This is a genomic window from Streptomyces sp. NPDC056480 (assembly GCF_042795405.1).
Taxonomy (GTDB): Bacteria; Actinomycetota; Actinomycetes; order Streptomycetales; family Streptomycetaceae; genus Streptomyces.
In genome coordinates, this window is record NZ_JBHTSA010000071.1 from 20,104 (window position 1) to 42,420 (window position 22,317).

A 22,317-nucleotide genomic window follows, 5' to 3' on the forward strand; every position below is an offset into this window, starting at 1 on the left:
CCCCATGTCTCTCGACCACCGGCTCTCCGCAGAGCACGAGGAACTCCGCCGTACCGTCGAGGCGTTCGCGCACGACGTCGTGGCGCCGAAGATCGGCGACTACTACGAGCGGCACGAGTTCCCGTACGAGATCGTCCGCGAGATGGGCCGCATGGGCCTGTTCGGGCTGCCGTTCCCCGAGGAGTACGGCGGCATGGGCGGTGACTACCTGGCGCTCGGCATCGCCCTGGAGGAGCTGGCCCGGGTCGACTCCTCCGTCGCGATCACCCTGGAGGCGGGGGTCTCGCTCGGCGCGATGCCCGTGTACCTCTTCGGTACGGACGAGCAGAAGCGCGAGTGGCTGCCGAGGCTCTGTGCCGGCGAGCTGCTCGGCGCCTTCGGTCTCACCGAGCCGGGCGCCGGCTCGGACGCGGGCGGCACCCGCACGACGGCCGTGCGCGACGGCGACCACTGGGTCATCAACGGTTCGAAGTGCTTCATCACCAACTCCGGTACGGACATCACGGGTCTGGTGACGGTCACGGCGGTCACCGGCCGCAAGCCCGACGGCCGGCCGCTGATCTCCTCGATCATCGTCCCCTCCGGCACCCCCGGTTTCACCGTCGCCGCCCCCTACTCGAAGGTCGGCTGGAACGCCTCGGACACCCGTGAGCTGTCCTTCGACGACGTGCAGGTCCCGGTGGAGAACCTGCTCGGCGAGGAGGGCCGCGGGTACGCGCAGTTCCTGCGGATCCTGGACGAGGGCCGGGTCGCGATCGCGGCGCTGGCGACGGGTCTGGCGCAGGGCTGTGTCGACGAGTCGGTGAAGTACGCGAAGGAGCGTCACGCCTTCGGCCGGCCGATCGGCGACAACCAGGCCATCCAGTTCAAGATCGCCGACATGGAGATGCGGGCGCACATGGCCCGGATCGGCTGGCGGGACGCGGCCTCGCGGCTGGTCCTCGGCGAGACGTTCAAGAAGGAGGCGGCGATCGCGAAGCTGTACTCCTCGACGGTGGCCGTGGACAACGCCCGTGAGGCGACCCAGATCCACGGCGGCTACGGCTTCATGAACGAGTACCCGGTGGCCCGGATGTGGCGCGACTCGAAGATCCTGGAGATCGGCGAGGGCACGAGCGAGGTCCAGCGGATGCTGATCGCCCGGGAGTTGGGCCTCCAGGCCTGACCCGTCCCGGCTCGCACGGAGGGTCCGTCGCCCCGAGGGGGTGGCGGGCCCTCCCCCGTACCGGCGCTTATGAGGTTAGGCTAACCTATGTTCTCATGACGAACCCCGAGACCGCCCCCTTCCAGTTCTTCCACCTGCGGGTGGACCGGACCCGGCGGCTCGGCCCGTCCCTGGTCCGCGTCACCTTCACCGGTGACGAGCTGAAGAACTTCGCCGCCGGCGGCCGCGACCAGTCGCTCTCCCTCTTCCTGCCGCACCCCGGCCAGGACGCGCCCGTTCTGCCGCCGCTCGACGACCCGGACATGTACGCGATCCTCGGCGCCTGGCGCGCGATGCCCGACGACGTGCGGGCCGTGATGCGTTCGTACACCGTCCGGGAGCAGCGCACCGAGCCGGTGAGCGAGGTCGACATCGACTTCGCGATCCACGAGGACGGCGGCCCCGCCTGCCGTTGGGCCTCGCGGGCCACTCCCGGCGACCGCGTGGTCGTCCTCGGCCCGGCGGTAGCCGAGAACACCGGCGTCCGCTTCCGGCTGCCCGAGGACGCCGACTCCGTCCTGATCTGGGCGGACGAGACGGCCCTTCCGGCCGCCTCGGCGATCCTGGAGTGGCTGCCGGCCGAGACCCGCGCCCAGGTCTTCCTCGAGGTGCCGTACTCCGGCGACCGTACGGAACTGACGACACAGGCGGACGCGACCGTCACCTGGCTCGTACGCGAGGAGGGGGCGCCGTCGGCCGTGGACGCGGTGCGCGGCGCCGAACTGCCCGGGGAGGCCCCGTATGTCTGGATCGCGGGCGAGTCGGGCGCGGTGAAGGCGCTGCGCCGGCACTTCGTACGGGACCGCGAACTCGACCGGCGCCGGGTGACGTTCGTCGGCTACTGGCGCAAGGGCCTGTCCGAGGACGCGCTGCGCGAGGTCCCGGACGAGACGCAGGAAGACGCGTAGCCCAGCCTCGCCCCCTGCGGGCACATCCCGCCAAAAGCGGACAGTCCGGTCGATGACGACCGTCAACTGCCGTGACAGGTGAGGGGCGAGGGGCCGTTGCGGTGGAAAGTTAGGTTAGGCTAACCTTGTTTTCACCGCGTCGCCCCTCGCCCCTTTCCCCTGTCCGGAGGGCGCGACCGAGCCCCGTACCTGGAGGCCCCCCACATGCGCTCTCACCTGCTCAACGACGCCACGGCGGAGAGCTACCGGCGCTCCGTCACCGAAGGAGTCGAGCGGGTGGCGGACAAACTCGCCGCGACGCGACGTCCGTTCACCGGAGTGACCCCCGCCGAGCTCGCCCCCGTCATCGACGCCGTCGACCTCGACCGTCCGCTCGGCGACGCCTCCGCCGCGCTCGACGAGCTGGAGAGCGTCTACCTCCGCGACGCCGTCTACTTCCACCACCCCCGCTACCTGGGCCACCTCAACTGCCCGGTGGTCATCCCCGCCGTCCTCGGCGAGGCCGTCCTCTCGGCGGTCAACTCCTCCCTCGACACCTGGGACCAGAGCGCGGGCGGCACCCTCATCGAGCGCAAGCTCATCGACTGGACCAACGGCCGCATCGGCTTCGGCCCGGGCGCCGACGGCGTCTTCACCAGCGGCGGTTCGCAGTCCAACCTCCAGGCCCTGCTCCTCGCCCGCGAGGAGGCCAAGACGGACGACCTGGCGAAGCTCCGGATCTTCTCCTCCGAGTGCAGCCACTTCAGCGTCCAGAAGTCGGCCGGCCTCCTCGGCCTCGGCCAGGACGCCGTCATCTCGATCCCGGTCGACCGGAACAAGCGGATGCAGTCCGTCGTCCTCGCCGCCGAGCTGGAGGCCTGCCGCGCCGAGGGCCTCGTCCCGATGGCGGTCGTCGCCACCGCCGGCACCACCGACTTCGGCTCCATCGACCCGCTGCCCGAGATCGCCGCGCTGGCCGACGAGTACGGCGCCTGGATGCACGTGGACGCCGCCTACGGCTGCGGACTGCTCGCCTCCCCGACCCGCCGCGGGCTCCTGTCCGGCATCGAGCGGGCCGACTCGGTCACCGTCGACTTCCACAAGTCCTTCTTCCAGCCGGTGAGTTCCTCGGCGATCCTGGTCCGCGACGGAGCCACCCTGCGCCACGCGACCTACCACGCGGACTACCTGAACCCGGCCCGGACCGTCGCCGAGCAGATCCCCAACCAGGTCGACAAGTCCCTCCAGACCACCCGCCGCTTCGACGCGCTCAAGCTCTGGATGACCCTGCGCGTGATGGGCGCCGACGGCGTCGGGCAGCTCTTCGACGAGGTCTGCGACCTGGCCGCCGAGGGCTTCGCGCTGCTCGCCGCCGACCCGCGCTACGACGTCGTGGTCGAGCCGCAGATCTCCACCCTCGTCTACCGCTACATCCCGGAGAACGCCGCGTCCCCCGAGGACATCGACCGGGCCAACCTGCACGCCCGCAAGGCCCTGTTCGCCTCCGGCGAGGCCGTCGTCGCCGGCACCAAGGTCGACGGCCGCCAGTACCTCAAGTTCACCCTGCTCAACCCCGAGACCACCGCGGCCGACATCGCCGCCGTCCTCGATCTGATCGCCGGCTACGCCGAGCAGTACCTGGGAGAGACCCTTGTCCACGCCTGAGACGACCGAGATCCACGACTTCATCGGCATCGGACTCGGTCCGTTCAACCTCGGACTCGCCTGCCTGACCGAGCCGATCGACGAGCTGAACGGCCTCTTCCTGGAGTCGAAGCCCGACTTCGAGTGGCACTCGGGGATGTTCCTCGAGGGCGCCCACCTCCAGACCCCGTTCATGTCGGACCTGGTCACGATGGCCGACCCGACCTCGCCGTACTCCTTCCTGAGCTACCTGAAGGACAAGGGCCGGCTGTACTCCTTCTACATCCGCGAGAACTTCTACCCGCTGCGGACCGAGTACAACGACTACTGCCGCTGGGCCGCCGCGCGCCTCTCCTCGGTCCGCTTCTCGACGACCGTCGCCACCGTGACCTTCGACGAGGCCGCCGAGGTGTACGTGGTGACCACCGAGGCCGGAGAAACGTTCCGCTCGCGTCGTCTGGTCCTCGGCACCGGCACCCCGGCGTACGTCCCCGAGACCTGCCGGGACCTCGGCGGCGACCTGATCCACAACTCGCGCTACCTCCCGAACAAGGAGGAGCTCCAGAAGAAGAAGTCGATCACCCTGGTCGGCAGCGGCCAGAGCGCCGCCGAGATCTACTACGACCTCCTCAGCGAGATCGACGTCCACGGGTACCGGCTCAACTGGGTCACCCGCTCCCCGCGCTTCTTCCCGCTGGAGTACACCAAGCTCACCCTGGAGATGACCTCCCCGGAGTACGTGGACTACTTCCACGCGCTCCCCGAGCGGACCCGCTACCGCCTGGAGACCGAGCAGAAGGGCCTCTTCAAGGGCATCGACGGCGAGCTCGTCGACGCCATCTTCGACCTGCTCTACCAGAAGAACCTCGCCGGCCCCGTGCCCACCCGCCTCCTCACCAACTCCGCGCTGCACAGCGCCGCGTACGAGGGGTCGACGGGCACGTACACCCTCGGCTTCCGCCAGGAGGAGCAGGAGAAGGACTTCACCCTGGACACCGAGGGCCTGATCCTCGCCACCGGGTACAAGTACGCCGTCCCCGCCTTCCTCGAGCCGGTCCGCGACCGCCTCAACTGGGACGGCCAGGGCCGCTTCGACGTGGCCCGCAACTACGCGATCGACACGACGGGCCGCGGGGTTTTCCTGCAGAACGCCTCCGTGCACACCCACTCGATCACCTCGCCCGACCTCGGCATGGGGGCGTACCGCAACGCGTACATCATCGGGGCGATGCTGGGCTACGAGTACTACCCCGTCGAGAAGACCATCGCCTTCCAGGAGTTCGCCGCATGACCGTCCGCTTCCGCCCGCTCGACCCCGTCAAGGACGCGGAGCTGCTCCACGGCTGGGTCACCCACCCCAAGGCCGCGTTCTGGATGATGCAGGACGCGAGCGTCGAGGACGTCGTGCGCGAGTACACGGCCTTCGCCGCCCACCCGCACCACGAGGCGTTCATCGGCCTGGTCGACGAGGTCCCCTCGATCCTCATGGAGCGCTACGACCCGGCCCACCTGGAGCTGGTCGGTCTCTACGAGCCGCGGCCGGGTGACGTCGGCATGCACTTCCTCGTCGCCCCGACCGACACCCCGGTGCACGGCTTCACCCGCAAGGTGATCACCGCCGTGATGACGGAGCTGTTCGCCGACCCGGCGACCGCCCGGGTCGTCGTCGAGCCGGACGTGTCCAACAAGGCCGTCCACGCGCTCAACGAGGCCGTCGGCTTCGTGCCGGAGCGGGAGATCCAGAAGCCGGAGAAGAAGGCGCTGCTGAGCTTCTGCACCCGGGAGCAGTTCGAGGCCGCCGTGGGAGTCGCCGCATGAGCACCACCGATGTGACGGACCCCGTCGCGCACCTCACCCCCGAGCTGTGGGCCGACGCCAACCGCGCGCTGATCCGCAAGGGCCTCGCGGAGTTCGCCCACGAGCGGCTCCTCGACCCGCGCGAGCTCGGCGAGAGCCGCTACGTGGTCCTGTCGGACGACGGCACCACCGAGTACCGCTTCACCGCGGACCGGTACGCCCTCGACCACTGGCAGGTCTACGCCGAGTCGATCAGCCGTCACCGCGGCGAGGAGCAGCTTCCGCTGGACGCGCTCCAGTTCATCACCGAGCTGCGCGGCGCCCTCGGCCTGAGCGACGAGGTCCTGCCGGTCTACCTGGAGGAGATCTCCTCCACGCTCGCCGGTACGGCGTTCAAGGCGACCAAGGAACCGGTCACCTCCGCCGAGCTCGCCCACGCCGGCTTCCAGGCGATCGAGACGGGGATGACCGAGGGCCATCCCTGCTTCGTCGCCAACAATGGCCGGCTCGGCTTCGGCGTCGACGAGTTCCGCGCGTACGCCCCCGAGGCGGCGAGCGAGATCCGGCTGATCTGGCTGGCGGCGCGGCGCGACCGCACCACCTTCACGGCCGGCGCGGGCATCGACTACGAGACCTTCGTCCGTGCGGAGCTGGGCGACGCGGCGGTGGACGGCTTCGCGGCGACCCTGGCGGCCCGCGGCCTCGACCTGGCCGACTACCTCCTCATGCCGGCGCACCCCTGGCAGTGGTGGAACAAGCTGTCCGTCACCTTCGCGGCCGAGGTCGCGCAGCAGCGCCTGGTGTACCTGGGCGAGGGCGACGACACGTATCTGGCGCAGCAGTCGATCCGTACCTTCTTCAACACATCGGACCCGGCCAAGCACTATGTGAAGACGGCCCTCTCGGTCCTCAACATGGGCTTCATGCGGGGTCTTTCGGCCGCGTACATGGAGGCCACCCCGGCCATCAACGACTGGCTGCACACCCTGATCGAGTCGGACGCGACGTTCCGCTCGGCCCGCTTCTCGATCATCCGCGAGCGGGCGGCCGTCGGCTACCGGCACCTGGAGTACGAGGCCGCGACCGACCGCTACTCGCCGTACCGCAAGATGCTGGCGGCGCTCTGGCGCGAGTCCCCCGTGCCGACCCTCGCCGAGGGCGAGCGGCTCGCGACGATGGCGTCCCTCGTCCACGTGGACCACACGGGCGCGTCGTTCGCGGGTGCTCTGATCAAGGAGTCGGGCCTGGAGGCCTCGGTATGGCTCCGCCGGTACCTGGACGCCTACCTGCTCCCGGTCCTGCACAGCTTCTACGCCTACGACCTGGCGTTCATGCCGCACGGCGAGAACGTCATCCTGGTCCTCGACGAGCGCGGCGCGGTCTCGCGGGCGATCTTCAAGGACATCGCCGAGGAGATCGTCGTCATGGACCCGGCGGCGGTCCTGCCGCCGGCGGTGGAGCGGGTCCGCGCGGAGATCCCCGAGGACATGAAGCTCCTCTCGGTCTTCACGGACGTCTTCGACTGCTTCTTCCGCTTCCTGGCGGCGTCGCTCGCCACGGAGGGCGTCCTCGACGAGGACGGCTTCTGGCGGACGGTCGCGGAGTGCGTGCGCGGCTACGAGCAGTCGAAGCCGGAACTGGCGGACCGGTTCGCCCAGTACGACATGTTCGCGGAGACCTTCGCCCTGTCGGCCCTGAACCGCCTCCAGCTCCGCAACAACAAGCAGATGGTCGACCTCTCCGACCCGTCGGCGGCCCTCCAGCTCGTCGGCGACCTGGCCAACCCGATCGCCCGCTTCGCATAACCCCCCGAACCGATGTGAGCCCCGGCGGAGTACGGTCCTCCGCCGGGGCTCACATCTGCGCGTACGGGGCTACTCCGCCGGCCAGGGGACCTCCGGGGAGCGGTAGTAGTCGATGCCCAGGGCGTCGAACCTCGGGGCCTGCTCCGCGAGGCGGACCTTGTAGGTGTCCCAGTCGTGGGTGGCCGCCGGCGACCAGCCCAGTTCCGCCAGGCCCGGCAGGCGCGGGAAGGCCATGACGTCCAGGTCGTCCGTGGTGGCCAGGGTCTCCGTCCAGAGCGGGGCCTCGATGCCGCGGACGCTGTCCGCCGGGGCGCCCGCGAGGTAGGCGGCCGGGTTCCAGTCGTACGACCTGCGGACCTCCACGTAGCCCGCCCAGGCGAGGCCGAGCTTGGTGTCCTTCGTGTACTTCATGTCGAGGTACGTGCGGTCGGCCGGGGAGAGGATCAGACCGGCGCCGTTCCGGGCGGCGGCCGCGACCCGCTCCTTCTCCTCCGCGGGGGTGCGGTCGAGACCCCAGTACTGGACGAGGGCGCCGTCCGCCGGGGTCGTGCCGGTCAGCTGGTGCCAGCCGACGACCTTCTTGCCGTACTTCGCGACGACGGGCTGCACCTTGTCCATGAAGGTCACGTAGTCCGCGTGGCTGGTGGAGTGCGCCTCGTCGCCGCCGATGTGGATGTACCGGCCGGGGGTGAGGGCGGCGATCTCGCGGATCACGTCGTCGACGAAGTCGTACGTGACGGGCTTCGGCACGCACAGGGAGCTGAAGCCGACCTTGGTGCCGGTGTAGAGCGGCGGGGCGACGCCGTCGCAGTTGAGCTCGGCGTAGGAGGCGAGGGCGGCGTTGGTGTGGCCGGGGAGGTCGATCTCGGGGATCACCTCCTGGTAGCGGGAGGCGGCGTACCGGACGATCTCCTGGTACTGCGCCTTGGTGTAGAAGCCGCCGGGGCCGCCGCCGACCTCGGTGGAGCCGCCGTAGGTGGTGAGCCGGGGCCAGGAGTCGACGGCGATGCGCCAGCCCTGGTCGTCGGAGAGGTGCAGATGGAGGGTGTTGACCTTGTAGAGCGCGAGCTGGTCGATGTACCGCTTCACCTCGTCGACGGTGAAGAAGTGGCGGGAGACGTCGAGCATGGCGCCCCGGTAGGCGTACCGCGGGGTGTCGGTGATCGTGCCGCCGGCGATCTTCCAGGGCCCGTTCTGGACGCTCTTGCGCTCGACGGCGGAGGGCAGCTGCTGGCGCAGGGTCTGGACGCCGCGGAAGAGCCCGGCGGGTTCGCGCGCGGTGAGGGTGACGCCGTCGGGGGCCGAGCGGAGCCGGTAGCCCTCGGCGCCGAGCTCGGTGTCCTCGGGGCTGAGGCGGAGCCGGATGCCGTTTCCTGCGGCCTGGTCGTCGACGACGGGCAGCGGGAAGCCGGTGGCGGGGCGGAGCAGTCCGGCGAGATAGCGGCCGAGGTCCCGGATCTCGCGGTTCGTGTCGTCCACGCCGATGCGGGTGGTCAGGGTGAGGGTGTAGGGCTCGCCCTCGGGGGTGACGGAGGCGGGTACGGGCACGATGCGGCCGAGCGGGCGGACCTCGGGCTCGGCGGCCGCGGCGTTCTTGCCGTCCGCCCTGCTGTCGGCGGCGGCCTCGCCGCAGCCGACACCGGCGGCGGCGACGAGGAGCAGGGATCCGATCAGGCGCGGAATCCTTCGGCGCTGTGTCACAGGCTGGTCCCCTTCAGGCGTTGGATCAGGCGTTGGACGCGTCTGTCGAGTTCTATAACCGAACCGTCACCATGCGTACCGCCGACATGGCAAAGCGTCAAGGTCTGGACCAATCACCTCGGATTGCGGGTGGATCATGGCGCCCCTGCCCGATATCGGGCAGGATTCTTGCGAACAGCGAGGGATACCCCTCAATATTCATGGGTGCTCGAACGCCGCTCGTCGCACGACGACCTCATCGACCACCTGGTCCGCAGCACCGCGCTCCAGCGCGGTGAGGCCGCCCGGGTGGTACTCGACGTGCTGGCGTACTTCGACGAGACGACCGAGGAGTTCGTCCGCCGCCGACACCGCGAACTGCAGTCCGGCGGGGCCGTGAACGCCGAGATCTTCGAACGGATCTCGGCGGAACTGCCCCACCGGGCCGTGGCGCCGCCGGAGCTCTCGCTCCGGCAACTGCGCCGCATCGTCTACGGCTGAGGCACGAACGACCACGGCGGGCACGCTCACCAACCTGGAGGGGTTTCACCTTTATGTGCGGAATTGTCGGTTACATCGGAAAGCGCGACGTCGCCCCGCTGCTCCTCGAGGGCCTGGCGCGTCTGGAGTACCGGGGATACGACTCGGCCGGCATGGTCGTCACCAGCCCGAAGGCCTCCGGCCTGAAGATGGTGAAGGCCAAGGGTCGCGTCCGTGACCTGGAGGCCCGCGTCCCCAAGCGCTTCACCGGTACCACCGGCATCGCCCACACCCGCTGGGCCACCCACGGCGCGCCGAGCGACATCAACTCGCACCCGCACATGGACCCCGAGAACAAGGTCGCGGTCGTCCACAACGGCATCGTCGACAACGCCCAGGAGCTCCGCGCCAAGCTGGAGGCCGACGGCGTCGTCTTCGCCTCCGAGACGGACACCGAGGTCATCACCCACCTCATCGCCCGCTCCCAGGCCACCACCCTCGAGGAGAAGGTCCGCGAGGCGCTCAAGGTCATCGAGGGCACCTACGGCATCGCCGTGATGCACGCCGACTTCAACGACCGCATCGTCGTGGCCCGCAACGGCTCGCCGGTCATCCTCGGCATCGGCGAGAAGGAGATGCTGGTCGCTTCCGACGTCGCCGCCCTGATCGCCCACACCCGCCAGGTCGTCACCCTCGACGACGGCGAGATGGCCACCCTGAAGGCCGACGACTTCCGTACGTACACGACCTCGGGCGCGACCACCACCGCCACCCCGGAGACCGTGGAGTGGGAGGCCGCCTCCTACGACATGGGCGGTCACGACACGTTCATGCACAAGGAGATCTCCGAGCAGCCCGACGCGGTCGACCGCGTGCTGCGCGGCCGGATCGACGACCGCTTCTCCACCGTGCACCTGGGCGGCCTGAACCTGGACCCGCGCGAGGCCCGCACCATCCGCCGGATCAAGATCCTCGGCTGCGGCACCTCGTACCACGCCGGTCTCATCGGCGCCGGGCTCATCGAGTCCATGGCCCGCATCCCCGCCGACGCCGAGCCGGCCTCGGAGTTCCGCTACCGCAACCCGGTCGTGGACCCCGACACCCTCTACATCGCCGTCTCCCAGTCCGGCGAGACCTACGACGTGCTCGCCGCCGTCCAGGAGCTGAAGCGCAAGGGCGCCCGCGTCCTCGGCGTGGTCAACGTGGTCGGCTCCGCCATCGCCCGCGAGGCCGACGGCGGCGTGTACGTCCACGCCGGCCCCGAGGTCTGCGTCGTCTCCACCAAGTGCTTCACCAACACCGTCACGGCCTTCGCGCTGCTCGCCCTGCACCTGGGCCGCATCCGCGACCTGTCCGTCACCGACGGCAAGCGGATCATCGAGGGCCTGCGCAAGCTGCCCGCGCAGATCCAGGAGATCCTCGAGACCGAGGACGAGATCAAGAAGATCGCCGCGGAGTACGCCGGCGCCCAGTCGATGATGTTCATCGGCCGCGTCCGGGGCTACCCCGTCGCCCTCGAGGCCTCCCTGAAGCTCAAGGAGATCTCCTACATCCACGCCGAGGCCTACCCGGCCTCCGAGCTGAAGCACGGCCCGCTCGCCCTCATCGAGCCGGCCCTGCCGACGGTCGCGATCGTCCCCGACGACGACCTGCTCGAGAAGAACCGCGCCGCCCTGGAGGAGATCAAGGCCCGCAGCGGCCGCATCCTCGCGGTCGCGCACCAGGAGCAGGCGAAGGCCGACCACACCATCGTCGTGCCGAAGAACGAGGACGAGCTGGACCCGATCCTGATGGGCATCCCGCTCCAGCTCCTCGCCTACCACACGGCGCTCGCCATGGGCCGCGACATCGACAAGCCGCGCAACCTGGCCAAGTCCGTCACGGTCGAGTAGCGGCGGCCTCGGGGCCTGTCCCCCCGAGCCGCGCCGCCGGGCCTGTCCCCCGGCGTTCGACCGGACATGAAGCGGTCCCCCCGTGCATCCCAGGTGCACGGGGGGACCGCTTCGCTTTCCGCTCGTACGGTCGGCTCGTACTCCCGCCCGTACGCCCTTCCGGCCCGTTCGGTCAGCTCGCCGCGGCCGCGCTGCGGTTCGCCCGGCCGAGTGCGGTCGGCCAGCCGGCCACCGCCGCCGTCGCGCCGTACCAGGCGACGAGACCCGCGACGGCCGCCACCCAGCCGCCCGCCTTCGCGAGCCCGCCGTTGTCGGCGAGCGCCCCGATGCCGAGCAGCAGGAGCGCGACGAACAACAGCCCGTACACGCCCTGTCCGAACAGTCCGCTGCCCGAGGCGGCCAGCGTCAGCGTGAGCGTGAGGAGCGCCCACAGGAGCAGGAAGACGCCCACGGCGTCGGCGGACTCACCGCCGCCCGCCGCGGTTCCCCAGGTGAACCAGAAGGCGCCGAGCGCCGCGAACGCCGTGCCCTCACCCTTGTCGCCCGCGCGGAGGGCGAGCAGACCGACGAGGAAGAGCGTGACCCCGCCGACCCAGGTGGCGAGGCCCGCGGCATCCGCTGCCGCGACGTTGTCGATGACACCCGTGCCGCCCAGGCCGAAGGCCAGCAGGGTCAGTCCGAGTGCGAGGTGGCCGAGAGTGGAAGTGGTGTTTCCCGCGGCGACTTCGTTGTTCACGGCGGGCTCCCTTCAGGTGCGCAGGTGTACTGCGTGAGCTGCTGTGTTCCGGTGACGCTTATGTACCCTTCACAAGCACACAATTCACCTGAGGAAGGCCGAATTTATGGCGGGATGACGTCAGTTGAGGCAGAGACCTGACGGTCCGTACGGAACGGGAGGGGGCCTCGTACGCGACGGGAGGGGCCCTCGCGCTCGACGGGAGGGGCTCTCGGGCGCCCTACGGAATGACGATCACGGGCCGCTGGGCGCGGCGCGCGAGGCGGCCGGCCACCGAGCCGAAGATCCGGCCGACGATCCCGTGCGTGGAGCCGACCACGATCGCGTCGGCCGAGTACTCCCGGCCGACCTCCTCCAGCTCGTGGCAGATGTCGCCGCCGCGCTCGACGAGGATCCAGGGCACCTCGGAGAGGTGCTCGGCGCAGGCCAGCTCCAGGCCGAGGACCTCGGTCCGGTGATCGGGCACGTCCACGAAGACGGGGGGCTCGCAGCCGGCCCACACCGTGGTGGGCAGCCTGTTGGCCACGTGCACGATGATCAGGCCCGAGCCGGAACGCCTGGCCATGCCGATGGCGTACGCGAGGGCGCGCTCACTGGACGTGGAGCCGTCGAAGCCGACGACGACACCGTGCCGGAAGGCCGGGTCGCAGGCATGACGTGGCTGTTCGACCGCGAGGGGGTCGACCGTGGAATCGGCGACGCGCTTGCGGTCCGCGGGTTCGGGGAATTCGTGACCGGCCATCGGTGTCTCGGCGAAGAGAGTCCTCGTGGGAAGGGGCGGGGAACGGAGGGGACGGAACAACGGGTGGCGGCGGAGCTGTGTCCGGGAATCATCTTCCCAAGCCCATACCCCCAAGGGTACGGCGACACTCCTCTCCTGCCCAGAGCCCGCCGTGCCACTCCCCGGCGTGCGCCCCGCTCGCGCGCGGCGTTCCAGGGAGCATGCCCGAGCGCCTCGGGATCTGGCAATGCCGGTTGTGCCCTACAGGTGTCCGTACGGGGGCCAAACGGACGTCGCCGAGAGTGACCGGAACGTTCCGTTTCTCGTTGCCACAGGTCCAGCCCACCGTCGCAGGGAGACCGCCCGTGCCCGCACCATCGACCGCCGCCGGCCAGACCTCCAGCTCCCCCGCCGCCGCCCGCACCGCCGCGCTCGGAGGGCCCCGCGGCCGCCGCCGGGCGCCCGTCCTCGGCCCGCCCGCCGCCGCCGACCCGGATCCGGGCAACGGGCAGGGAGCGGCGGGGGCGGTGCCGTGCGCGGGGGCCGGCGCGGGCTCGGGCGCGGGGGCGACGGCCGGCCCGGGCGGGGGGTCGGGCGCGGGGGGCGGCGGGGTCGCCGCGGAGCAGGCCGGTGACGTCGTCCGCTGGGCGGTCTTCTGCTGCGTGCTGGTCCCGGTGGTGCTGCTCGCCTACGGCAGCTCCCTCGGGGGCGCCGCCGGGACCGCGCTCGGCCTCGTCTCGGTGACGGCGGCCTGCCGGGTGCTGCTGCGGCGCTCGGAGCGGGAGATGCGGAACGAGGGCGTCCGGGGCAGGCGGCGCGGTCAGGACACCCCCTAGCTTTCCGGGGGTGCAAATCAGCCCGAAACAGGGCACCCAGCGGGCCCGCCCCTCGTGGAGTTGACAGGTTCGTACACGCGAACCCATATGTTTTCAGCCAACTTCCATCTGTCGGCGAGTCCTTGGCGGAACGGTTGCCCAACCCCGGTGCCGACACCCGGAAATGCCCCGCCCCAAGGGCTCGCACCCCCCGCGTACGGGGGCGTTCGCCACCCCGCCCCTTCCCCCGCGGCCCTCCCGGCGGAAGACTTCGCGATCGATCGCTTCACGCCAAGTGGCCTTGTCGACAATCCACCGGATGGAGAACTTGTCACGCCGGCGCCATGGGACGCAGTAGATTCGATCATGGGTACCGAAGACTGGGGTCTCGTGCAAAACCGAGGGGAAACGTGCAGGAGCGACACGACCAGGGAGACGCGAACACCGAGGGGGGCTTAGCGTCATGAGCCAGGACTCCACCGCACCGGAGGCCGCACGGAAGCTGACCGGGCGCCGCCGTCGCGAAGTCGTCGCGGTGCTGCTGTTCAGCGGCGGCCCCATCTTCGAGAGTTCCATCCCGCTCTCCGTGTTCGGCATCGACCGGCAGGACGCCGGAGTGCCCCGCTACCGGCTGCTCGTCTGTGCGGGCGAGGACGGACCGCTGCGGACCACCGGTGGACTCGAACTGACCGCGCCGTACGGCCTGGAGGCGATCAGCCGGGCGGGCACCGTCGTCGTCCCGGCCTGGCGGTCGATCACCTCGCCGCCGCCGCCGGAGGCGCTCGAAGCGCTGCGCCGCGCCCACGAGGAGGGCGCGCGGATCGTCGGTCTGTGCACCGGGGCGTTCGTCCTCGCCGCGGCCGGCCTGCTCGACGGCCGCCCGGCGACGACGCACTGGATGTACGCGCCGACGCTCGCCAAGCGCTACCCGTCGGTCCATGTGGACCCCCGGGAGCTCTTCGTCGACGACGGGGACGTGCTGACCTCCGCGGGCACGGCGGCCGGAATCGATCTGTGTCTGCACATCGTGCGGACCGACCACGGCACGGAGGCCGCGGGCGCCCTGGCGCGCCGGCTGGTCGTCCCGCCGCGGCGCAGCGGCGGTCAGGAGCGCTACCTCGACAGGTCTTTACCTGAGGAGATCGGCGCCGACCCGCTGGCCGAGGTCGTCGCCTGGGCGCTGGAGCACCTCCACGAGCAGTTCGACGTGGAGACCCTGGCTGCCCGCGCGTACATGTCACGGCGGACCTTCGACCGCCGGTTCCGCTCGCTGACCGGTTCGGCCCCCCTCCAGTGGCTGATCACCCAGCGGGTGCTGCAGGCCCAGCGACTGCTCGAGACCTCCGACTACTCGGTCGACGAGGTCGCGGGCCGGTGCGGCTTCCGCTCGCCGGTGGCCCTGCGCGGTCACTTCCGGCGGCAGCTCGGCTCCTCGCCGGCCGCCTACCGGGCGGCGTACCGGGCGCGGCGGCCGCAGGGCGACACCGCCACGGCGGTGCTCGACGCGGTCGTGCCGGCGCAGGTCGTGGCCGGAATCCGGCGCCCGGCGTCCCCGCTGGACCAGGGGAAGCCGCAGTCCGACGCCTACGCGCCGGGGCGCCCCGCGCTCCCGGGCCAGCGCAGCGCGCCGTAGCGACGCGCCGTAACGAGAAGAGAAGACCGCCGCCGCCACAAGCGGCGCGACGCAGGAACGGCGGGCCCTCGGGGACATCTCCCCCGGGGGCCCGTCGGCGTCGCGCCGGCGCCGCCCGTCGGGGCCGGCGGCGCGGGGGGACCGTCCGGGGCGCGTGGAGGAAATCGGCATCAACTCGCGCATCGGCCTCTTCACGGGCGGCTCGGCCCGCTCGGGCAGGGGGAAGAGCCCCTAAGGTGGACGCATGAACGATCGCATGGTGTGGATCGACTGCGAGATGACCGGGCTCTCGCTGACGGACGACGCACTCATCGAGGTGGCCGCACTGGTCACCGACTCGGAACTGAACGTGCTCGGCGACGGGGTGGACATCGTGATCCGCCCGCCGGACACGGCCCTGGAGACCATGCCCGAGATCGTGCGCCAGATGCACACGGCCTCGGGGCTGCTCGACGCGCTCGCCGACGGCACCACGCTCGCCGACGCGGAGGCCCAGGTCCTCGCGTACATCCGCGAGCACGTCAAGGAACCCGGCAAGGCGCCCCTGTGCGGGAACTCGGTCTCCACGGACCGCGGATTCCTCGCCCGGGACATGCCCGCCCTGGAGAGCCACCTGCACTACCGGATCGTCGATGTCTCCTCGGTCAAGGAGCTGGCCCGCCGCTGGTACCCGAGGGCGTACTTCAACAGTCCGGAGAAGAACGGCAACCACCGGGCGCTCGCCGACATCCGCGAGTCCATCGCGGAGCTGCGCTACTACCGCGAGGCGGTCTTCGTCCCGCAGCCCGGCCCCGACTCGGAGACCGCGAAGCAGATCGCGGCCCGGCACGTCGTACCGGCCGAATAATCCCCTCCGCGCAGGGCCGCTCGTGCCCGCACATCAATGCGGGCGCGAGCACCCTCCAGGACCCTGTAGACTTCTTCTCGGCCGGTCGGGGAAACCTTCGGGAAACCGCCGGTCATGGTGGGTATAGCTCAGATGGTAGAGCACCTGGTTGTGGTCCAGGATGTCGCGGGTTCGAGTCCCGTTACTCACCCTGTTGGTTCAGGCCCCGGTTCGTTTCGAACCGGGGCCTGAGTCGTTGTCGTGACCCTCGCGCGCATCAGGAGCCCTCGGTGACATCCCGCTTCCTCAGGCAGGCGGGTGCGTCCGTCCTCGCTCTGCAGATCGGCTACCTCCTGCTCATGGAGCTGGCCGTCGTGCTGTTCACGCCGGACACCGGCGAGATCGACCACACCGACCCGAGGGGCCCCGGGTACGTCCTCCTGCTCCTCGCGGCCGAAGCCGCGGTCGCGCTGCCGATGCTCTGGGGCGCGGCGGTGCTCGGGCTCGACTCCTTCAGGGGCAGGGGCCCCCGCTGGGGCCGGGTCGGGGCGCTCGGTGCGGCGGCGGCCCTGCAGGTGTTCGTCGTCTGGGCCGCCGCGTCCAACGCCCTGGCACGCGAGGGCGGGCCGGATCTCGTGCTCAACTGGGTGATGGTGCTGCTCGCGCTGGTCGCCGTCGCCGCGTGCGGCCAGGGGCTGCGTGACGAGTTCCGGAGCACACGGCTCGCGAGCTGAGCCCGCCGTTCGCCCTTCACTCCTTCGGCCGTGGGCCCCGGTTCCTCTCGAACCGGGGCCCGCGTCGTTCCCGGCCGACGTGCCCGTCCCGCGGGCGTCCCCCGCGTGGGGGTCGAACAGTCATCGATAGCTCACCCGTTCGGGCGAGGCGTTGATCCACTCCCCCCGCCCCCCTGTTAGCGTCCCCTTATGCCCAATTTTCTCACTATTCGCACCCATTGGGCGGGGTGAGGGCGGATGGGAGTCCTGCGTGACAATCCCGAACTCGCCCTCTTCCTCTGCCTCTCGGCCGGCTATCTCGTCGGCAAGCTCCGGGTCGGTCCCATCACCCTCGGCGGCATCTGCGGAACCCTGATCGTCTCGCTGCTCGTCGGCGCCTGGACGAAGCTCACGATCTCCGACGACGTGAAGACGATCTTCTTCGCGCTCTTCATCTTCTCGCTCGGGTACATGGCCGGGCCCCAGTTCTTCGCCAACCTCAACAGGAAGAGCCTGCGGTTCTTCGCCCTCTGTCTGATCGAGGTCGTCTGTGTCGTCGGCATCGCCCTCGGTCTCGCCGAGGCCTTCGACCTGGACGTCGGCACCGCCGCCGGCATCCTCGCCGGAGCCGCCACCGAGTCGGCGGTCGTCGGTACGGCCACCGAGGCCATCGGCAACCTGTCCGGCCTGACACAGGAGCAGATCAGCCAGTACCAGGGCCACGTGGCCACCGCGTACACCGTCTGCTACCTCTTCGGGCTCATCACCATCGTCATCTACACCAGCCAGATCATGCCGATGATGATGCGGATCAACCTCCGCGACGCCTGCCGCGAGCTGTGGGAGAAGATGCGCGGCTCGGGCGGCGGCCTGGAGGACGACGAGCGCGAGGCGCTGCCGGGCATGGTCGGCCGGACGTTCCTGGTCACCCATGCGGACGGCGCCAGGGTCGGCGATCTGGAGCGCTCGCTCGGCGGCCGGGTCACCGTCGAGGCGGTGAAGCGGGGCAGCAAGGTCCTCACTCCTCCCCCGCCCGACTTCGAGCTGACGCTCTCCGACCTTGTGCTCACCGTCGGACGGCGGGCCAACATCATCGAGGCGGGCCGGGTCATCGGCCCCGAGACCCCGGCCGTACCGGGCCTGGACACCCCGCTCGCCACCACCCAGATCTCGCTGACCGACAAGAGCGCGGCCGGCAAGTCCCTGGACACCCTCGCCAAGGAGCATCCGGAGTTCTCCTCCGGCGGGGTGTACGTCACGGACGTGCTCCGCAACGACCAGCACCTGCCGGCGACCCCGGAGACCGTCGTGGCCCGGGGCGACGTCCTCACCCTGGTCGGCGCCCGCGCGGGCCTCGGCAAGCTGGCGTCCAAGGTCGGCGCGGTCGTCAGGAACGACGCCACCGACTTCATCTACCTGGGCCTCGGCATCGTCTGCGGCTCGCTCCTCGGACAGGTCGTGGTCACCTTCGGCGACGTCCCCATGTCGCTCGGCACCGGCGGCGGCTGTCTGATCTCCGGACTGCTCTTCGGCTGGTTCCGCTCCCGGACGCAGACCTTCGGCGCCTTCCCGCCGCAGGCCGCCTCCACCCTCAAGGACATGGGCCTGGCGATCTTCATCGCGTGCACGGGTCTGGTGTCGGGCCCTCAGGCCTGGCCGCTGCTCAAGGAGTACGGGGCGCTGCTGCCGTTCGCCGGGATCGCGATGGTCCTGATCCCCGCGACGATCTCGCTGTTCGTCGGCCGCAAGCTCCTGAACATCGAGAAACCGCTGCTCATCGGCGCGATCGCCGGCCAGCAGTGCTCGACCCCGGCGATCACCTCGGTGACGCAGGTCGCCCAGAGCTCGGTCCCGATGCTCGGCTACACGATCACGTACACGCTCTCGAACTTCCTGCTCCCGCTGACCGGCCCGCTGCTCGTCGGCATTCTCGGAGCGTGAGGGGACGCCCATGATCGACTTCCTCAACCGGAACGTCTTCCAGCCCCACCCCGAGCTGCTCGTCTTCATCACCGTCGCGCTCGGCTTCCTCTTCGGCAAGCTCCGCTACAAGGCGATCGCGCTCGGCGCCGTCACCGGCTGTCTGGTGGCCGGCCTGCTGCTGGGCGCGCAGTTCAAGGTCACGATCGACGGCACGGTGAAGAACCTCTTCTTCACGATGTTCCTCTTCGCCCTCGGCTACAAGGTCGGCCCCCAGTTCTTCCGCGGCCTGAAGAAGGACGGCATGCCGCAGGTCGTCAACGCCGTCGTGGTCTGTGTGACGGGACTCCTGGTCTCCTGGGGCTTCGCCGTGATGCTCGGCTACGGCCCCGGGCTCTCCGCCGGCCTGCTCGGCGGCGCGCTCACCCAGTCCGCGGTCATCGGCGTCGCCCAGGACGCCATCGGCAACCTGCCGGGACTCTCCGCCGAGCAGATGAAGACCGAGGAGAACCTGGTCGCGATCGGCTACGCCGTCACCTACCCGCTCGGCACCATCCTCTGCGCGATGCTCCTCGCCAACGTCCTGCCCAAGCTGTACAAGCGGGACCTGGCCGAGGAGTCCGCGCGGATGGCCAAGGAGCTCGACGCCCCGGGCGACAACCCCGACCTGGCCGAGGGCTACTACGAGGTCGTCCTCCGCGCGTACCAGATGGACCACTCGCCACTGGTCGGGCGGACCATCGACGACTTCGAGAACCAGCAGAAGGAACTCGGGCACCGCATCTACATCACCCGGGTCCGGCGCGAGGGACTGATCCTGGCCCACGACCAGCGGACGGTGCTGCGCTCCGGCGACGTGGTCGCCGTCAGCGCCCTGCGCGGCTCGCTCGTCGACTTCGACGCCCGCGCCCACATCGGTCCGGAGACCGACGACGTGGAGCTGCTCGGCTACCAGACGGAGACGCTGCACGTCGTCGCCTCGGAGAAGGCGCAGCTCGGGAGGTCGATCGCCGACCTGCGCCGCGAGCCGTTCATGGTCGGCGTGTACATCGACAAGATCTACCGCTCGGGCGCGGAGTTCCCGTACCGGCTCTCCACGACGCTGGAACGCGGCGACACGGTGATCCTCACCGGGCCGAAGCGCCTGGTGGACCCGGCGGGCAGGGCGATCGGCAAGCCCGTGCCGACCTCCTTCGCCACCGACATGCTCTGGGTGGGCCTCGGCATCTTCCTGGGCGGCTGCATCGGCATCCCGGCGCTGACCGTGTCGGGCGTGCCGATCTCGCTGTCGACCTCGGGCGGGGCACTGATCATGGGTCTGGTCTTCGGCTGGATCCGCGGCAGGTACCCGACGTACGGCAATGTGCCGCCCGGCGCCCAGTGGTTCATGGACACCCTCGGCCTCTGCCTCTTCGTCGCCGTCGTCGGCATCAACGCCGGTCCCAGCTTCACCAGCGGCCTCTCGACGGCCGGCTGGGGGCTGCTCGTCTGGGGCGCGGTGGCGACCGTGGTGCCGCTGCTGGTGGGCTTCGGCGTCGGTCACTACGTCCAGAAGATCCGCTTCCCGATCCTGATGGGCGTCCTGGCCGGCGGTCAGACCACGACCGCGGCGATCGGCGCGATCAACGAACAGTCCAAGTCCCAGATCCCCACGCTCGGTTACACGATCCCCTACGCGGTGGGCAACGTCCTGCTGACCATCTGGGGCGCCGTGATCGTCATCCTCAACCACTGAGCCGACCGACCCTCCCCCCTCGTACGTACGTAAGGAAGTCACCGTGCCCAGGACCACCTTCACCCGCGAGGAGATCCAGTCCTTCGCGCAGCTCTCGCCGTTCGAGCTGAAGGACAAGTTCATCCAGCTCGCGCAGGCCGCGCAGGCCGACAAGCCCGGCCAGAAGGAGAAGTCGCAGACCCAGATGCTCAACGCGGGTCGCGGCAACCCGAACTGGGTCGCCACGGGCCCCCGCGAGGCCTTCTTCGCCCTCGGCCACTTCGCGCTCTCCGAGTCCCGCCGCGTCTGGACCGCCGACAACCTCGGCGGCATGCCCGAACTCCGCGGCTCGGGCGAACGCTTCGACGCCTTCGTGCGCCAGCACCCGGACCTGCCCGGGATCGAGCTGCTGCAGAGCTGTGTGGAGTACGCGATCGAACGCTTCGGCTTCGGCAAGGACGCGTTCGTGCACGAGCTGACCGACAGCACGATCGGCGACAACTACCCCGTGCCGGACCGGATGCTGCCGCACGCCGAGCAGATCGTCCGGGGCTATCTCGACGACGAGATGTTCGGCAAGCGGCCGCCCGCCGGGACCATGTCCCTCTTCGCGACCGAGGGCGGCACGGCCGCCATGTGCTACATCTTCGACTCCCTGATGAAGAACGGGATCCTGCGGAAGGGCGACCGGATCGCCCTGATGGTGCCGGTCTTCACCCCGTACATCGAGATCCCCGAGCTCGACACCTACGACTTCGACGTCGTGACGGTCAACGCGAGCCTCTTCACCGAGACGGGCGTCCGCGAGTGGCGCTACCCGGCCGAGGAGGTCGCCAAGCTCGCCGACCCCTCGGTGAAGATGGTCTGCCTCGTGAACCCCTCGAACCCGCCGTCGCTCGCGCTGAGCGAGCGGGTCGCGAGCCAGATCCAGGACATCGTCGCCACCACCAACCCGAACCTGCTGGTCGTCACGGACGACGTGTACGGCACCTTCGTCGAGGGCTTCCGCTCGCTCGCCGCCGACCTGCCCCGCAACACCCTCCTCGTGTACTCGTACTCCAAGCACTACGGCTGCACCGGCCACCGGCTCGGCGTCATCGGCCTCCACGACGACAACGTCGTCGACGAGATGCTGGCGAACCTGCCGCGGGACGAGCAGGAGCTCCTGAACAAGCGGTACGGGACGCTGTCCCTGGAGCCGGAGAAGATCCGGTTCATCGACCGGCTGGTCGCCGACTCCCGGCAGGTCGCCCTCAACCACACGGCGGGCCTCTCGCTCCCCCAGCAGGTCATGATGTCGCTGTTCTCGCTCTTCGACCTGCTCCCCGAGGGCCAGGCCTACAAGGAGAAGATCCGCGGCATCGTGCGCCAGCGGCTCGACCTGCTCCTCGAAGGCGCCCAGATGAAGATCGCCGAGGACGTGAAGCGGGCCGGATACTACATCGAGCTGGATCTGCTCGCCGAGGCCGAGCGGGTGCACGGGAAGGACTTCGCGGACTTCCTGGAGAAGGAGTACGAGCCGGTCGACCCGCTGTTCCGGCTCGCCGAGCAGACCGGCGTCGTCCTCCTCAACGGCGGCGGCTTCGACGGCCCCGAGTGGTCGGTCCGGGTGTCGCTCGCCAACCTCGACGACCTGGACTACCTGAAGATCGGCCACCATCTGCGGGCGATCTTCAACGACTACGCGGAGGAGTGGAAGGTCTCCCGCGCCTGACGGGCGACGGACACAGGGGTGCGCGCCCCCGCGGGGGGGGGGGGGGGGGCCCGCGCCGGGGGGCGCGGGGGGGGGGGGGGTGTGGTATAAACCAATGACGCAGCCCACGACGCGGTGAGTGTAGATATCGGGGGTG

The 22,317-nt window shown here is 70.2% G+C and carries 18 protein-coding genes and 1 tRNA gene; 16 read left to right on the forward strand and 3 right to left on the reverse strand.

Annotated elements, in window-relative coordinates; translation table 11 throughout:
• Window positions 1-4 precede the first annotated feature (4 nt).
• From ACFQ79_RS26835 to ACFQ79_RS26860, 6 genes are all read left to right on the forward strand, one after another.
• On the forward strand, window positions 5-1,165 hold the full coding sequence (locus tag ACFQ79_RS26835) for an acyl-CoA dehydrogenase family protein (RefSeq protein WP_383588002.1): 1,161 nt from the start codon (window positions 5-7) through the stop codon (window positions 1,163-1,165).
• 95 nt (window positions 1,166-1,260) lie between these two features.
• Window positions 1,261-2,112, forward strand: coding sequence for a siderophore-interacting protein (locus tag ACFQ79_RS26840; protein WP_383588006.1), 852 nt, complete (start codon window positions 1,261-1,263; stop codon window positions 2,110-2,112).
• Between the two features lie 204 nt (window positions 2,113-2,316).
• On the forward strand, window positions 2,317-3,756 hold the full coding sequence (locus ACFQ79_RS26845; RefSeq protein ID WP_383588009.1) for a pyridoxal phosphate-dependent decarboxylase family protein: 1,440 nt from the start codon (window positions 2,317-2,319) through the stop codon (window positions 3,754-3,756).
• On the forward strand, window positions 3,743-5,026 hold the full coding sequence (locus ACFQ79_RS26850; protein ID WP_383588012.1) for a lysine N(6)-hydroxylase/L-ornithine N(5)-oxygenase family protein: 1,284 nt from the start codon (window positions 3,743-3,745) through the stop codon (window positions 5,024-5,026). Before ACFQ79_RS26845 ends, ACFQ79_RS26850 begins: the two co-directional genes overlap by 14 nt.
• Window positions 5,023-5,553 (forward strand): GNAT family N-acetyltransferase, encoded by a 531-nt coding sequence (locus tag ACFQ79_RS26855; protein WP_383588014.1) that lies wholly within the window; start codon window positions 5,023-5,025, stop codon window positions 5,551-5,553. The genes ACFQ79_RS26850 and ACFQ79_RS26855 overlap by 4 nt, the downstream gene beginning before the upstream one ends.
• Window positions 5,550-7,337 carry an IucA/IucC family protein gene (locus ACFQ79_RS26860; protein WP_383588017.1) on the forward strand — a complete coding sequence of 596 codons (1,788 nt, stop codon included), beginning with the start codon at window positions 5,550-5,552 and terminating at the stop codon, window positions 7,335-7,337. The genes ACFQ79_RS26855 and ACFQ79_RS26860 overlap by 4 nt, the downstream gene beginning before the upstream one ends.
• Window positions 7,338-7,406: 69 nt before the next feature.
• On the opposite strand, the gene ACFQ79_RS26865 is transcribed toward ACFQ79_RS26860, so the two are convergent.
• Window positions 7,407-9,038, reverse strand: coding sequence for a beta-N-acetylhexosaminidase (locus tag ACFQ79_RS26865; RefSeq protein WP_383588020.1), 1,632 nt, complete (start codon window positions 9,036-9,038; stop codon window positions 7,407-7,409).
• A 204-nt stretch (window positions 9,039-9,242) separates the two neighbouring features.
• Here ACFQ79_RS26865 and ACFQ79_RS26870 point away from each other — a divergent pair, with 204 nt between their 5' ends.
• Both ACFQ79_RS26870 and glmS read left to right on the forward strand, forming a co-directional pair.
• On the forward strand, window positions 9,243-9,518 hold the full coding sequence (locus ACFQ79_RS26870) for a hypothetical protein (RefSeq protein ID WP_383588022.1): 276 nt from the start codon (window positions 9,243-9,245) through the stop codon (window positions 9,516-9,518).
• Between the two features lie 53 nt (window positions 9,519-9,571).
• Complete coding sequence (glmS, locus tag ACFQ79_RS26875; protein WP_073913624.1) at window positions 9,572-11,389, forward strand: glutamine--fructose-6-phosphate transaminase (isomerizing); 1,818 nt, start codon at window positions 9,572-9,574, stop codon at window positions 11,387-11,389.
• A gap of 172 nt (window positions 11,390-11,561) precedes the next feature.
• Here the strand turns inward: glmS and ACFQ79_RS26880 are convergent, their stop codons facing one another.
• Window positions 11,562-12,125 (reverse strand): GPR1/FUN34/YaaH family transporter, encoded by a 564-nt coding sequence (locus ACFQ79_RS26880; RefSeq protein ID WP_229313885.1) that lies wholly within the window; start codon window positions 12,123-12,125, stop codon window positions 11,562-11,564.
• A gap of 220 nt (window positions 12,126-12,345) precedes the next feature.
• Window positions 12,346-12,867 (reverse strand): universal stress protein, encoded by a 522-nt coding sequence (locus tag ACFQ79_RS26885; RefSeq protein ID WP_015033782.1) that lies wholly within the window; start codon window positions 12,865-12,867, stop codon window positions 12,346-12,348.
• Window positions 12,868-13,211: 344 nt separating this feature from the next.
• Between ACFQ79_RS26885 and ACFQ79_RS26890 the strand changes: the two genes are divergently transcribed.
• From ACFQ79_RS26890 to ACFQ79_RS26925, 8 genes are all read left to right on the forward strand, one after another.
• Window positions 13,212-13,682, forward strand: a complete 471-nt coding sequence (locus tag ACFQ79_RS26890) for a hypothetical protein (protein ID WP_383588025.1) — start codon at window positions 13,212-13,214, stop codon at window positions 13,680-13,682.
• 442 nt (window positions 13,683-14,124) lie between these two features.
• The gene (locus ACFQ79_RS26895; protein ID WP_383588028.1) at window positions 14,125-15,294 is read left to right on the forward strand and encodes a helix-turn-helix domain-containing protein; all 1,170 of its coding nucleotides are present in this window, start codon (window positions 14,125-14,127) and stop codon (window positions 15,292-15,294) included.
• A gap of 244 nt (window positions 15,295-15,538) precedes the next feature.
• Window positions 15,539-16,141: an oligoribonuclease gene (gene orn / locus ACFQ79_RS26900; protein WP_055603480.1), complete on the forward strand. Its 603-nt coding sequence runs from the start codon at window positions 15,539-15,541 to the stop codon at window positions 16,139-16,141.
• Between the two features lie 117 nt (window positions 16,142-16,258).
• A tRNA-His gene (locus ACFQ79_RS26905) sits at window positions 16,259-16,331 on the forward strand.
• A 79-nt stretch (window positions 16,332-16,410) separates the two neighbouring features.
• A complete protein-coding gene (locus ACFQ79_RS26910; protein WP_383588033.1) occupies window positions 16,411-16,854 on the forward strand; it encodes a hypothetical protein in 444 nt (147 codons plus the stop codon).
• 237 nt (window positions 16,855-17,091) lie between these two features.
• Entirely contained in the window at window positions 17,092-18,774 is a 1,683-nt protein-coding gene (aspT, locus tag ACFQ79_RS26915) for an aspartate-alanine antiporter (RefSeq protein ID WP_383588036.1), read from the forward strand.
• 10 nt (window positions 18,775-18,784) lie between these two features.
• The gene (gene aspT, locus ACFQ79_RS26920; protein WP_383588040.1) at window positions 18,785-20,488 is read left to right on the forward strand and encodes an aspartate-alanine antiporter; all 1,704 of its coding nucleotides are present in this window, start codon (window positions 18,785-18,787) and stop codon (window positions 20,486-20,488) included.
• Window positions 20,489-20,531: 43 nt separating this feature from the next.
• A complete protein-coding gene (locus tag ACFQ79_RS26925) occupies window positions 20,532-22,181 on the forward strand; it encodes a bifunctional aspartate transaminase/aspartate 4-decarboxylase (protein WP_383588043.1) in 1,650 nt (549 codons plus the stop codon).
• The last annotated feature ends 136 nt before the right edge of the window (window positions 22,182-22,317 follow it).

Coding starts and splice junctions, on each gene's coding strand:
- ACFQ79_RS26835 (WP_383588002.1), top strand. CDS start 5: ATGTCTCTCGACCACCGGCTCTCCGCAGAGCACGAGGAACTCCGCCGT.
- ACFQ79_RS26840 (WP_383588006.1), top strand. CDS start 1,261: ATGACGAACCCCGAGACCGCCCCCTTCCAGTTCTTCCACCTGCGGGTG.
- ACFQ79_RS26845 (WP_383588009.1), top strand. CDS start 2,317: ATGCGCTCTCACCTGCTCAACGACGCCACGGCGGAGAGCTACCGGCGC.
- ACFQ79_RS26855 (WP_383588014.1), top strand. CDS start 5,023: ATGACCGTCCGCTTCCGCCCGCTCGACCCCGTCAAGGACGCGGAGCTG.
- ACFQ79_RS26860 (WP_383588017.1), top strand. CDS start 5,550: ATGAGCACCACCGATGTGACGGACCCCGTCGCGCACCTCACCCCCGAG.
- glmS (WP_073913624.1), top strand. CDS start 9,572: ATGTGCGGAATTGTCGGTTACATCGGAAAGCGCGACGTCGCCCCGCTG.
- ACFQ79_RS26885 (WP_015033782.1), bottom strand. CDS start 12,867: ATGGCCGGTCACGAATTCCCCGAACCCGCGGACCGCAAGCGCGTCGCC.
- ACFQ79_RS26895 (WP_383588028.1), top strand. CDS start 14,125: ATGAGCCAGGACTCCACCGCACCGGAGGCCGCACGGAAGCTGACCGGG.
- orn (WP_055603480.1), top strand. CDS start 15,539: ATGAACGATCGCATGGTGTGGATCGACTGCGAGATGACCGGGCTCTCG.
- aspT (WP_383588036.1), top strand. CDS start 17,092: ATGGGAGTCCTGCGTGACAATCCCGAACTCGCCCTCTTCCTCTGCCTC.
- aspT (WP_383588040.1), top strand. CDS start 18,785: ATGATCGACTTCCTCAACCGGAACGTCTTCCAGCCCCACCCCGAGCTG.